Origin of the sequence: Streptomyces sp. NPDC102279, assembly GCF_044766365.1 — a bacterium.
In the GTDB taxonomy this organism is placed as follows: domain Bacteria; phylum Actinomycetota; class Actinomycetes; order Streptomycetales; family Streptomycetaceae; genus Streptomyces.
In genome coordinates, this window is record NZ_JBIWLU010000006.1 from 217922 (window position 1) to 230162 (window position 12241).

General features: G+C 73.0%; 13 protein-coding genes. 5 read left to right on the top strand and 8 right to left on the bottom strand.

What is annotated here, in order from left to right; all coding sequences use genetic code 11:
* The first annotated feature begins 2 nt into the window (after positions 1-2).
* A complete protein-coding gene (dhaL, locus tag ACIRQH_RS16525) occupies positions 3-602 on the top strand; it encodes a dihydroxyacetone kinase subunit DhaL (RefSeq protein WP_358818635.1) in 600 nt (199 codons plus the stop codon).
* The gene (locus ACIRQH_RS16530) at positions 595-1029 is read left to right on the top strand and encodes a PTS-dependent dihydroxyacetone kinase phosphotransferase subunit DhaM (RefSeq protein WP_388870212.1); all 435 of its coding nucleotides are present in this window, start codon (positions 595-597) and stop codon (positions 1027-1029) included. Before dhaL ends, ACIRQH_RS16530 begins: the two co-directional genes overlap by 8 nt.
* 94 nt (positions 1030-1123) lie before the next feature.
* Here ACIRQH_RS16530 and ACIRQH_RS16535 read toward each other — a convergent pair whose 3' ends face one another.
* A complete protein-coding gene (locus ACIRQH_RS16535; RefSeq protein WP_358818633.1) occupies positions 1124-1786 on the bottom strand; it encodes a helix-turn-helix domain-containing protein in 663 nt (220 codons plus the stop codon).
* A 170-nt stretch (positions 1787-1956) separates the two neighbouring features.
* On the opposite strand from ACIRQH_RS16535, the gene ACIRQH_RS16540 reads away from it, so the two are divergent.
* Positions 1957-2721, top strand: a complete 765-nt coding sequence (locus ACIRQH_RS16540) for an SDR family NAD(P)-dependent oxidoreductase (RefSeq protein ID WP_358818632.1) — start codon at positions 1957-1959, stop codon at positions 2719-2721.
* A 105-nt stretch (positions 2722-2826) separates the two neighbouring features.
* On the opposite strand, the gene ACIRQH_RS16545 is transcribed toward ACIRQH_RS16540, so the two are convergent.
* Positions 2827-3534: a glycoside hydrolase family 75 protein gene (locus tag ACIRQH_RS16545; protein WP_404226365.1), complete on the bottom strand. Its 708-nt coding sequence runs from the start codon at positions 3532-3534 to the stop codon at positions 2827-2829.
* A gap of 399 nt (positions 3535-3933) precedes the next feature.
* Between ACIRQH_RS16545 and ACIRQH_RS16550 the strand changes: the two genes are divergently transcribed.
* Positions 3934-4917, top strand: a complete 984-nt coding sequence (locus ACIRQH_RS16550) for a fibronectin type III domain-containing protein (protein ID WP_388870224.1) — start codon at positions 3934-3936, stop codon at positions 4915-4917.
* A 220-nt stretch (positions 4918-5137) separates the two neighbouring features.
* On the top strand, positions 5138-5683 hold the full coding sequence (locus ACIRQH_RS16555) for a hypothetical protein (RefSeq protein WP_355872765.1): 546 nt from the start codon (positions 5138-5140) through the stop codon (positions 5681-5683).
* Positions 5684-5744: 61 nt separating this feature from the next.
* Here ACIRQH_RS16555 and ACIRQH_RS16560 read toward each other — a convergent pair whose 3' ends face one another.
* The 6 genes from ACIRQH_RS16560 to ACIRQH_RS16585 form a co-directional block, all read right to left on the bottom strand.
* A complete protein-coding gene (locus ACIRQH_RS16560) occupies positions 5745-6287 on the bottom strand; it encodes a PadR family transcriptional regulator (protein WP_358818629.1) in 543 nt (180 codons plus the stop codon).
* A gap of 170 nt (positions 6288-6457) precedes the next feature.
* Entirely contained in the window at positions 6458-6907 is a 450-nt protein-coding gene (locus tag ACIRQH_RS16565) for a spore-associated protein (RefSeq protein ID WP_358818628.1), read from the bottom strand.
* Between the two features lie 194 nt (positions 6908-7101).
* Positions 7102-9117, bottom strand: coding sequence for an NADPH-dependent 2,4-dienoyl-CoA reductase (locus tag ACIRQH_RS16570; RefSeq protein ID WP_358818627.1), 2016 nt, complete (start codon positions 9115-9117; stop codon positions 7102-7104).
* Positions 9118-9253: 136 nt separating this feature from the next.
* Positions 9254-10057: an alpha/beta fold hydrolase gene (locus ACIRQH_RS16575; protein ID WP_404226368.1), complete on the bottom strand. Its 804-nt coding sequence runs from the start codon at positions 10055-10057 to the stop codon at positions 9254-9256.
* A 111-nt stretch (positions 10058-10168) separates the two neighbouring features.
* Positions 10169-10978 carry a putative protein N(5)-glutamine methyltransferase gene (locus tag ACIRQH_RS16580; protein WP_358818625.1) on the bottom strand — a complete coding sequence of 270 codons (810 nt, stop codon included), beginning with the start codon at positions 10976-10978 and terminating at the stop codon, positions 10169-10171.
* Positions 10979-11168: 190 nt separating this feature from the next.
* Positions 11169-12230, bottom strand: a complete 1062-nt coding sequence (locus ACIRQH_RS16585; RefSeq protein WP_404226580.1) for a hypothetical protein — start codon at positions 12228-12230, stop codon at positions 11169-11171.
* Positions 12231-12241: the final 11 nt, after the last annotated feature.

Consider the following 12241-nt stretch of genomic DNA (forward strand, 5'->3'; position numbering starts at 1 on the left):
CCGTGCTCGACGCCGATTTCTTCCGCCGTTGGATGACGGCGACCGCCGCGTCCGTGGACCGCGAGGCACAGCGGCTCACCGACCTGGACTCGCCGATCGGCGACGCCGACCACGGCAGCAATCTGCAGCGCGGGTTCGTCGCCGTGGCGGCCACGCTGGAGAAGGAGGCCCCGGACACCCCCGGCGCCGTACTCACGCTCGCCGGCAGGCAGCTCATATCGACGGTGGGCGGCGCGTCCGGGCCGCTGTACGGAACCCTGCTGCGCCGGACGGGCAAGGCGCTCGGGGACGCCGGTGAGGTCAGCCAGGAACAGCTCGCGGAAGCGCTGCGCGCGGGCGTCGACGCGGTCATGGCGCTGGGCGGAGCCGCGCCCGGCGACAAGACCATGATCGACGCCCTGGTTCCCGCCGTCGACGCGCTGGGCGAGTCGTTCGGGGCCGCGAAGGCGGCGGCCGAGGAGGGAGCGGCGGCGACGACGCCGCTCCAGGCCCGCAAGGGCCGGGCGAGCTACCTCGGCGAACGCAGCATCGGCCATCAGGACCCGGGCGCGACGTCCGCGTCACTGCTGATCGGAGCACTGCTGGAGGCAGCCGGTGAGTGACACCACGAACACCACCGAGACCACGCGAAAGCTCGTGGGCATCGTGCTGGTCTCCCACAGTGCCGCCGTCGCGTCGTCCGTCGCCGAGCTGGCGACGGGCCTGGCCGGTGGCGGCGCGACCGCTCCCGTCGCCGCGGCGGGCGGCACGACGGACGGCGGTCTCGGCACCAGCTCGGAACTCATCGCCGCGGCGGCCGCCTCCGTCGACGGCGGCGCCGGTGTGGCCGTGCTCATGGACCTGGGCAGCGCCGTACTGACGGTCAAGGCGCTGCTCGCCGAAGGCGACGAACTCCCCGACAACACCCGCCTGGTGGACGCCCCGTTCGTCGAGGGCGCGGTGGCCGCGGTGGTCACGGCGTCGGCCGGCGGCGACCTCGCCGCGGTGGAGGCGGCGGCAGCGGAGGCGTACAGCTACCGCAAGGAGTGAGGACGACCCGCTCCGGCGAGTCCGAGGCGTCCAGGCAGCCGCGACGGAGTCCGCGTCGCCGCTGTCGCCGTACCGGGCGGGTCGGTGCGCCGGGTCAGGAGATCCCTCGCGCCGCCACTCCGAGGGCCGACCGGACGGTCGCGGTCACCTCGGAGTGCGTGGACTCCGGGCCGCTCTCGCCCTCGTCGGTGCGCCACGCGTAGTGCTCGACCGCCGCGCGCAGCGCCGCGTTGAGCATGGCCGCCTGGATCTCCGAGCGCAGGTCGACGGCGGCGAGCCCGGCCCGGTCGGCGAGGGCGCGGGCGAAGGCCGGCTCTGCGTCGTCATGGGCCTGGAGCCAGACGGCCCGCAGTCCCGGCTCGGTGCGGGTGAGCCGCAGCAGGGCGCGGACCCGTGGCACCTGCGGGAGCGGCATGAGTCCCTCGCCGCTCGTGGCGCGTTCCAGCGCGTCCTCCAGCGGGCCGCCCTCGGGCCAGGCCCGCAGGGCCGCGGCGATCGCGTCGATCCCGGCCGCGAACAGCGGGCTGACACAGCTCTCCTTGCTCGGGAAGTAGCGCCACAGCGTCCGCGACGACACGCCGACGACCTGGGCGATCTGCTCTCCGGTGGTGGCGGTGACGCCCTGGTCGACGAAGAGTTCCACCGCCGCGCGGGCGATCTCCTGGCGGAACGCGGCCCTGCGCTCGTCGGTGAGGGGGGGTCGGCCGGTGCGGCCGCGCCCCCGTCCCGCGTGATCGCCGATCGCACCGTCCGACACCGCTGACTCCTCGGATCCGCCCGCGTCCGCCGTCCGGGACCGGGGGCGGGGCCCGAGTCTAGCGATCTCCTCACAGCCTCCGAGACTTTCTGTCATTGAGCGACATTAAGTCGTACTGTTACCGCGCGGCACCTCCGCCGCACCCTCGTACACACCTCTGGGAGAACGTCATGACCACCACGGGACTGGACGGCCGCAGCGTCATCGTCACGGGCGCGGGCTCGGGCATCGGCCGTGCCGCAGCGCTCGCGTTCGCGGCCGAGGGCGCACGTGTGGTCGTGGCCGACCTGAATCCGGGGGGCGCCGCGGCGGTCGTGACGGAGATCGAGGCGGCGGGTGGCACCGCCGTGTCCGTGACGGGCGACCTGAGCGAACAGGCCGTCGTCGACCGGGTGACGGCCACCGCGGTGGAGCGGTTCGGCGGCGTCGACGTGCTGGTGAACAACGCCGGGATCATGGACCGCATGTCGGCTGTGGCCGAGGTGAGCGACGCGGAGTGGGAGCGGGTCATCCGGGTCAACCTGACCGCCCCTTTCCTGCTGGCCCGCGCCGTACTGCCGCACATGCTCGCCGCGGGCCGGGGCGCCATCGTGAACACCGCCTCCGAGGCGAGCCTGCGCGGCAGCGCCGCCGGAGCGGCGTACACCGCCTCGAAGCACGGTGTCGCGGGGCTCACCAAGTCGCTGGCCGTGATGTACCGGGACAAGGGCATCCGCACCAACGCCGTCGCTCCGGGCGGCACGCGGACCGCGATCACCGTGGACGTCGAGGCGGGCGCCCACGGCCCCGCCGCCCTCGCCGCCTACATGGGCAACGTCGGCCGCCCCGCCGAGGCCGAGGAGCAGGCGGCCGCGATCGTGTTTCTCGCCTCGGACGCCGCGAGCAACATCAACGGCGTGATCCTGCCCGTGGACAACGGCTGGGCCGCCGTCTGACGGCCCTTGCCCAGCGAACGCGATCACCGTCGGGCCGCCGGCACGCACACCGCGGCGCCGGCGAACGCCCGTCGCCACGCGGCCGGTCGGGACGCCGCGGCGGTCTCAGCCCCCGTTCACGAACGTCCGGGCCAGCCGCTCCCCCGCCGTCACCGCGGCGGCGTGGTCCTCGATGGGTGAGACACGGGAGTTCTTGAACACGATGTAGGTGACCCCGGACGGGGTGCCTCCGCCGCGTGGGTCGGGGCGGATCCCGAGGGCCTCGGCCGTCGCGTACGAGGCCTCACCGATGATGTCGCTCGGGCCGGTGTCGCCGACGACGGCGTACTGAACGCGGTCGCGGTAGATCACTGCGGCCACCGAGCCGGCCCCGATGCCCTGGTCCCGGTGGTCCCAGATGCCGCTGGGGGCCGGGACGACGATGTAGGGCAGGGTCTCGGCACTCAGGTAGCGGCCGTCGGACTGCTCGAAGGCCGTGGCGTCGGAGAAGAGCGGGTCGGTGCGGCTGTTGCACAGGCTGCCCGGTCTGCCGTCGCAGTCGATGTCCATGTCGGCCTTCCAGAAGACGACGCTCCCGGTGCCGCAGACCGGGACGTCGGCGGGGGTTCCGTCGTCGGTGCGGTAGCGCCCCTTGGAGACGGGAGCGCAGTCGCGCGTCCTCGCCAGCAGGTCGGCGGCCCCGACGGCGCCCTCCCGGGCCGCCGGGGCGCGGCTTCCCGGATGGCCGGCCGTGGGGGCCGCGGGCAGCGCCGCCGGAGCGGCGGCGAACAGGGCGGCGGCGGCCGCGGCCAGCGTCAGCGACTGGACACGCACGATGGGAGACCCTCTCCTGGGGGACACGGAGTCACCTGCCCCAATGTGGTGGGCCTCTGACAGCGCGTCCACCGGAGGGGGGCCGGACGATGCACGCGGGTCCTCGGGTCCCAGGCGACGGGTCCGGGGTGTGACGGCCGGTCCGCCGCACGGCCGAGGGCCCGAGCCGCAGTCGGCTCCGGCCACTCGACCGCACGCGCCGGCGCGGGATCAGCGACGACAGCGGGTCCGCGCCGTGGGCAGGAACTCCCCTGAAAGCGGGGCGAGTTCGGGCCGCGTCAGGGATCAGCATACGTACCTCCCGAATGCTCCGGCCATCGACCCGTCACCCCTCTTGATGTGGCCGCGTCAGCCGTGTCTTATAGGTACAGACCAATCCCGTGTAGGGAAGGCGGACCCGTGCGAGGCGTTCCCCCCACCGTCCTGCGCGTGCTGGTGTGCGGCGCGCTGCTCGTGCTGGCCTCCTGCGGATGGGGCGCGCCGTCGGCGGAGCGGGGCGAGCGTCTGCCCGCGGCGCCGCTCGGCGTGACCGCCGCGGCGGGCACCGCGACCAGCGTCCACGTCATGTGGAACCTGGCCGCCGAGGACCCCCCCGTCACCCACTACACGGTGTACCGCGGGAACACCGAGGTCGACGAGGTCCCCGGCTCCGAGCACATGGTGGACGTCGCGCGGCTCGAACCCTCCACCGCCTACGTCTTCACGGTCCGGGCGCGGAACTCCGCCGGGGCCCTGGGACCGGCGAGCAAACGGGTGCGGGCCACCACCCCGGCCGCCGTCGCGGCCGATCGCACGCCCCCCACCCGCCCCGGCGGCCCGCACGGCAAGGCGGTCGGCAGCCGGGCGGTCCAGCTGTCGTGGACCCGGTCGACGGACAAGGGCGGCGTGGCCTCGTACGACGTCTACCAGGGCGCCTCGAAGATCCACAGCGTCGGCGGCGCGCAGACGGCGACGGTGGTCACGGGACTGCGGCCCGGCACGGCCTACGCCTTCACCGTGCGCGCCCGCGACGCGGCGGACAACACCTCACCGGCGAGCGAGACCGTCCGGCTCAGCACCGCGCCCGGTTCCGACGACGGCCGGGGCACGGCGCCGACCGCCTTCAGGGCGACGACCCACCGGACGGACGGGGCGTACTACGTCGACCTGTCCTGGGTCGCGCCCCGGGTGGACGGCGTGATCAGCGAGTACCAGATCCATCTCGACGGACACGCCGCGACCTCGCTCGTCTGGGGCGGCAACCCGCCCCACGGCACCGCCACCTACAGCTTCTACGTGGGCCGGGAGGCCGCCGTGGCACACCGGGTCCGGCTCAGGGCGAAGCTGCCCGACGGCACATGGGGCGGGTTCTCGGCGGAGCGCTCCGTGACGACCGGGAGCTGACGCCCGCGCGGCGGCCCGGTGGGGTGCGCGCTTCGCCGGGCGGCCGGGCCGGCACACCGTCCGCAGTCCGCCGGACGATGGAATCCGTCACCTGCCCGGTCCCCGTCGGCGTGCGGACCGGGCCCGGGGCGCTTTTGCTCTCCCTGAGGCAGCACGGGCCCTCCGATCCTCGGCGGCGCACGGGAAGTACCGCCAACCGTGCCGCTGGAGGGCAGTTCCTATGCGTACCACTCAGACACTTCTCCGCTCGGGCCTGACCGTGGCCGCCGCCGCTGCGCTTCCGCTCACCCTGGCCGCTCCTGCGGCCGTCGCATGGGGTTCCGGGATCTCGGTGAGCACCAGCGGTACCTCGGTCTCGGTCACCACCAGCGCCTGCCCGAGCAACGGAAGCAGCTTCGGCAACGCCTCGCTGCTCTCCAGCGGGCAGGCGAACTTCGCACAGGGGCGGCAGATGTCGCTCACCGGCACCAGCACCAGTCAGTCCGCGTCCTGGACGGGCGTGGGCGCCGGCACGTACACGGTCATCGTGGTGTGCGGGGACGGGTCGACGGCGGGCACCCAGTCCATCATCGTCTCGGCCCCCTCGACCCCCACGATCTCGGCGACCGCCTCGGCCTCGCCGTCACGCGGCGTCATGGGCGGCCTCGGCGGCGCCGTGAAGGACTACGGCACGGCCACCGTCGCCGGCGGCGCGGCCCTGGTCGTGACCGGCACGGTGGCGGCGGCCTGGTTCCTGCGCCGCCGCTCCAAGCCCCACCGCCTCTGATCCGGCACCCGGGGTCCATGAACACCGGGCGACCGCCCGCGACGCGCGTCGCGGGCGGTCACTAGGGTTTGTCCAGCTCGGCGAACTCCTCGATCGCGTGGGTCAGCCACTGGGTCCAGAAGGTCTCCAGGTCGATGCCCGCCCGCAGGACGAGGTGGCGCAGCCGGTCCTCGGGGGTGTCCTTGCCCGGCGGGAAGTCCCGCTCCTGGATCTCCTCGTACTCGGCCAACTGGGTCCGGTGCAGGGCGAGATGGCGGCGCAGGTCCGCCTCGACGCCCTCGGTGCCGACGACGGCCGCGGCGCGCAGCCGCAGCAGCATCGTGTCCCGCAGCGGTTTGGGGTCCTGGGGGGCCGCCGTCCAGCGGGCGAGTTCGGCGCGGCCCGCGGGCAGTACCTCGTAGCTCTTCTTCTGGCCCCGGGCCGGCTGTTCCGAGGGCAGCTCCCTGATGTACCCCTCGGCCTCCAGCTTTCCCAGCTCGCGATAGATCTGCTGGTGCGTCGCCGACCAGAAGTAGCCGATCGACCTGTCGAACCGCCGGGTCAGTCCGAGGCCCGACGAGGGCTTCTCGACCAGGGCGGTGAGGATCGCGTGCGGGAGTGACATGAGGTCATCCTAGGGAGCGCCCGGGACGCCGCCCGATGGCCGGCAGGACACCGCCGGACACCGCGACAGGCGGCTCGCCCCGGCGGAACTCGGTGAGTCCGCCGGGGCGAGTCGGACCAGGCGCCCCCGCACGCCACCGGGTTGCGCGCGGTGGCGTGCGGAGGGGCGGGTCAGCGCGTGAAGGTGACGCGCTGCTCCTTGAAGGCGCCGCAGTTGGAGCCGGACACCTGGGTGTACACGTTCTTGATCTGGCCGCCCCAGTCGACGCAGTGGCCCTTGCCGTACACGTACGTCGGTCCCGCGTACGACGTGTACCGCCCGTAGTCGTCGTCGCCCAGGCCTGTGTCGGAGACGTAGACCCATGCGGCCATGTCCACGGCGGTTCCCGGGCTGTTGCGGATGGTCGTGACGCAGTTCTTGCCGTTGGAGGCGTTGTACGTCAGGTAGACGGTGCCCAGAGAGCCGACGGGCGCCGAGTTCACCGTCTTGTAGGCGCTGCCGCAGACCTTCTGCGGCGTGGTGTTGGGCGCGGCCGAGGCGGGCGCCGCCAGTGCGGTCGTGCCCCCGACCATCAGTGCGGCGAAGGCGCCGGCCACCAGGGCGGAACGGTTGAATCGCATATTTCCCCCTTGCGATCTTTGGAGACGTTTGCTCCTGCCTCATGTGACCCGCGACACTCGGAAACGGTTGTGCGCCTCCACGAAAGATGTTCGGCCGGAACGGCATCCGGTGGACGAGCCCGCCGAGCAGGCCGCCCACCATCGCCGCCGACCAGGTCAAGGACGCTCCCCGAGCGGCCCCCTGGCGCGGGAACCTAGAGCGCCGCCGCCAGTTCGGTGCCCTGCTTGATCGCGCGCTTCGCGTCCAGCTCGGCCGCCACGTCGGCGCCGCCGATGAGGTGGACGCCGCGGCCCGTGGCGCGCAGCTCCTCGTAGAGGTCGCGGCGCGGGTCCTGCCCGGTGCACAGCACGATGGTGTCGACCTCCAGGACCTGGCTGTGTCCGTCGACGGTGACGTGCAGTCCGGCGTCGTCGATCCGGTCGTACCGGACGCCCGGGACCATGGTGACGCCCCGGTGCTTCAGCTCGGTGCGGTGGATCCAGCCGGTGGTCTTGCCGAGTCCCGCTCCGACCTTGGTGTCCTTGCGCTGCAGGAGGTGGACGGTGCGCGGCGGGGCCGGCCGCTCGGGCGCGGTGAGACCGCCGGGTGCCCGGTAGTCCATGTCGACGCCCCAGCTGCGGAAGTACGTCGCCGGGTCCTCGCTCGCCTTGTCGCCGCTGTCGGTGAGGTACTCGGCGACGTCGAAGCCGATGCCGCCGGCGCCGAGGATGGCGACGCGGTCGCCGACGTGGACGCCGTCGCGCAGCACGTCGAGGTAGCCGACGACGCTCGGGTGGTCGACACCCGGGATCTCGGGGGTGCGCGGGCTGACGCCGGTGGCGACGACGACCTCGTCGTAGGACTCCAGGGTGTCGGCGGTGGCCCGGGTGTTCAACCGGACGTCCACGCCGTGCAGTTCGAGCTGGGTGCGGAAGTAGCGGATCGTCTCGTCGAACTCCTGCTTGCCGGGGACCTTGCGGGCCACGTTGAGCTGGCCGCCGATCTCGGCCGCCGCGTCGAACAGGGTGACGTCATGGCCGCGTTCGGCCGCGCTGACGGCGCAGGCGAGTCCGGCGGGTCCGGCGCCGACGACGGCGACGCGCTTGCGCAGCCGGGTCGGTGCGAGGACGAGTTCCGTCTCGTGACAGGCGCGCGGGTTGACCAGGCAGGAGGTGATCCTGCCGCTGAAGGTGTGGTCGAGGCAGGCCTGGTTGCACCCGATGCAGGTGTTGATCGCTTCCGGGCGCCCCGCCTCGGCCTTGGCGACGAAGTCGGGGTCCGCGAGCATCGGGCGGGCCAGCGAGACCATGTCGGCGTGCCCGTCGGCGAGCAACTGCTCGGCGATCTCAGGGGTGTTGATGCGATTGGTGGTGACGAGGGGTATCGAGACGGAGCCCATGACCTTCTTGGTCACCCAGGCGTACGCGCCGCGCGGCACCGAGGTCGCGATGGTGGGGATCCGGGCCTCGTGCCAGCCGACGCCGGTGTTGATGATCGTGGCCCCGGCGGCCTCGACGGCCCGGGCGAGGGTGATGACCTCGTCGAGCGTGGAACCGCCGGGCACCAGGTCGAGCATCGACAGACGGTAGATGATGATGAAGTCGTCGCCGACGGCCTCGCGCACGCGGCGGACGATCTCGACCGGGAAGCGCATCCGGTTCTCGTACGAGCCGCCCCAGCGGTCCTCGCGCCGGTTGGTCTGCAGGGCGATGAACTCGTTGATGAGGTAGCCCTCTGAGCCCATGATCTCGACGCCGTCGTACCCGGCGCGCCGGGCGAGGCGGGCGGCGCGCGCGTAGTCGTCGATGGTCCGCTCGATCTCGGCGTCGCTCAGTTCGTGCGGCGGGAACGGGCTGATCGGGGCCTGGAGGGCGCTCGGGGCGACCAGGTCCTGGTGGTAGGCGTACCGGCCGAAGTGCAGGATCTGCATCGCGATCCTGCCGCCCTCGCGGTGCACCGCGGCGGTGATCCCGGCGTGCTGGTCGGCCTCCGCCTCGGTGGTGAGCTTGGCGCCGCCCTCGTACGGCCGTCCCGCGTCGTTCGGGGCGATGCCGCCGGTGACGATCAGGCCGACACCACCGCGCGCACGGGCGGCGTAGAACTCCGCCATGCGCTCGAAGCCGCGCTCGGCCTCCTCCAGGCCCACGTGCATGGAGCCCATGAGCACGCGGTTGGGCAGGGTGGTGAAACCCAGGTCGAGCGGGTTCAGCAGGTGCGGGTAACGGCTCATCGGCCCCTCCGTGCGCGGTGTCGTACGTCTGTTGTAGACGACGCGCCACGCATTGTGCAACTAGTTGCACAATGAGGAGGGTCACTCGGCCGACGGACGTTCGGGCCCCGGTCGGGGAGTGTTTCGGGCGGGTCGCTCAGCTCAGGGCGACCCGGGCGACGAGTTCCGCGACCACCACGGGCTGGTCGATCATGACCAGGTGACCGGCGTCGGGGACGTCGACGAGCGTCACCTGGGGACCGGCCTCGAGCCCGGCCCGCTCCTCCGGCGAGAGGCCCACGTCGTCGTGGTCGCCGCGCACGACCCAGGCGGGCACTCCGGAGTCACGGAGTCGGTCGACGAGGGAACCGTGCCGGCCGAAGTACGCGAAGTAGTGCCGGACCGCCTTGCGGCAGAAGGCGGCGTCGTTCTTCTCGAACTCGGCGGTGAGCGCCTCGCGGCGCCCCTCGGGGAGATGGCCGGCCATCGCGCGGGGCGCCAGTTTCAGGAGCCCCGACCAGGTCAGCGCACCGACGCCGGGAACCCTCCCGAGGGTGTCGGCGATCGCCAGCACCTTGTCCTCGTCGGACGCCGAGAAGGCCGGGGACAGCAGGACGACGGGCCCGGCGAAGTGGCCTCCGGCCGCCATCTCCAGGGCGATGTTGGCGCCGAGGCTGTGGCCGACGACGACGTCGCAGCCGCGCTCGGCGGCCAGCGTGCCGGCGAGCGCCGCGTAGTTCTCCAGGGAGAGGTCCTCGGGCGGGGTGCTACCCGCGTGGCCGGGGAGGGTCGCGGCCACCAGCCGCACCGGAGCGGAGGCCAGCGGCGGCGCGGCCGCGAGGTCGTCGTAGAACGCGGCGCTGCACAGCGCGCCGGCCAGCAGCAGCACCCGGGTCGGCGCGTCGGCCGGCCCGGACTCCTCGGTCTCCCATGCGTCGAACTGCTCGGGGGCACTGCTCATGTACGGGCCTCCCTCTGGCCTTGCGTGGTCAGAGGGAGTGTGGCGCGTGGGGCGGTGCGAACGGTCGATCGGGGTCCGTACGCGGCATGTCGCGCCCCTCGCCCCGTACGGTCAGGGCTTCACACCGACCACGACGTGGGCCCAGCCCTCCTCCGAGACGGCGAGCCGGGCGATCAGGCCGGCGCGGGCGAAGGCCTCGACGGCGGTCGCGGCCTGCTCCTCGCTCGTCTCGACGAGGAGGCAGCCACCGCGGGCGAGCCAGCGCGGCGCACCCTCGGCGACGCGGCGCACGAGGTCGAGTCCGTCCGCTCCGCCGTCGAGCGCGACCAGGGGTTCGTGGTCCCGGGCCTCCGCCGGCAGCAGCCCGACCTCGTCGGTGGGCACGTACGGCACGTTGGCGGCCAGGATGTCGACGCGCCCGCGCAGGGTGTCGGGCAGGGCCGAGAAGAGGTCGCCCTCGTGGACCCGGCCGGCGAACGGCGCGACGTTGCGGCGGGCGCAGCGGACGGCGGACGGGTCGATGTCGGACGCGTGCAGTTCGGGGCCGCCGAGGGACGCGGCCAGCGCGGCGCCGACCGCGCCCGAACCGCAGCACAGGTCCACGACGACCGACGCACCGGGCGCGAGCGCCACCGCCTGGTCGACGAGGAACTCGGTGCGGCGGCGGGGCACGAAGACGCCGGGTTCGAGGGTGATGCGCAGGCCGTGGAACTCCGCCCAGCCGAGGACCTGTTCGAGGGGGAGCCCGGCGACGCGCCGGCCCACCATCGAGGCGGCCTCGTCCGGTGTGCGGGCGGCGGTGAGGATCAGTTCCGCCTCGTCCTCGGCGAACACACAGCCGGCGGAGCGGAGAGCGGCGACCACGGAGTCCGTGGCGTCGCAGGAAGACGCGGAACCGGAACCATCAGGAGACAGAGGCATGGAGCCGAGGGCCTTTCGACGAACCGAAGGGCGCTCTCGCGGTCACCTGGAAACGGCGACCTGGTCACTCGTGGAGGAGAGCACCCGACCTGACACAGCGGTAATGGGTCTCACCTCCTCGACAACTCGTCCGGCGGCGACGGTCCGCGGCCGGGACGGCCACCTTACAGGAGCGATCGGCGCCGGACGATCAGACGCCGACCGACTCCTCCAACTCCTCCTCGGCGCTCTCCGTCGCGCGCGTCGTCGACGGCTCCGGCCGCTCCGGTACGACGGGACCGTGTGCGGCGTGCCGGCCGCGCGACCGCTCGACGACACCGGCGACCGCGGTCACCGCCAGACCGGCCAACAGCCAGCCCACGAGCGTCCCCACGTTGCCGGACAGTCCGTCACCGTCGAAGTAGAGGAGGCTGCGGACGCCCTCGACGAAGCCGGCGCCGTTCCAGAAGGAGTGCAGGGTGCCGAAGAAGCCGTTCTGCAGCTCCGGCCGGAACAGGCCTCCGGAACTGGTGAAGTTGAGCATCACGAACAGCACCATCATCGCGAGCGTGGTCCACCGCTTGAGGAAGGTGTGGAGTCCGACGCCGATGAAGAGGATGCCCGCAGAGTAGAGCCAGCTCATCGCCCAGACGGTGGCGAGGTCGTGGTGCGCGAGATGGAAGACCGGCCCGGCGAGCGCCGCGCCGATACCGCTCACCACGGCGGAGACGCCGACGGCGAGCAACGCCCGTACGCGCAGGGCCAGTCCGGTTCCCGCGGCGCCGAGCGCGGCGACGGAGGCGTACGAGCCGATGCTGAGCGCGATGAGCAGGAAGAACAGCCCCTGCCCCGTGGGGTCGTCGTCGACGGGTGCGGCGACGTCGGTGACCTTCAGAGGCAGCCCCTGCTGCGCGGCGACCGGTGTGAAGACCCGCTCGACGGCGGTGGCGCCCATGTCGGAGGCAGCCGTGGCGACGACGAGTTCGGGCGCCCTGGCGGCGGGCACGTAGGCACCCGTGATGTCACGGGACCTGAGGAGGTCCACGGCCGCCGCGCGGTCGGTGACGGTACGGACGTCGAGCTTGTCCCCGGCCCGGTCCTTGACCGTCTGCGCGAAGGCCTTGGTCTCGGGACCGCTGCCGACGACGGCGACGGGAAGGTGGTGGGGCTCCGGCGTCACGAACGCACCCATGTAGGCCAGCCCCATGCCGAGACACATCAGCAACGGGGTGACCAGGTGCGTGAGCACATGGCGCAGGGCCGGTGAGCGCAGGCCGGTGAGCA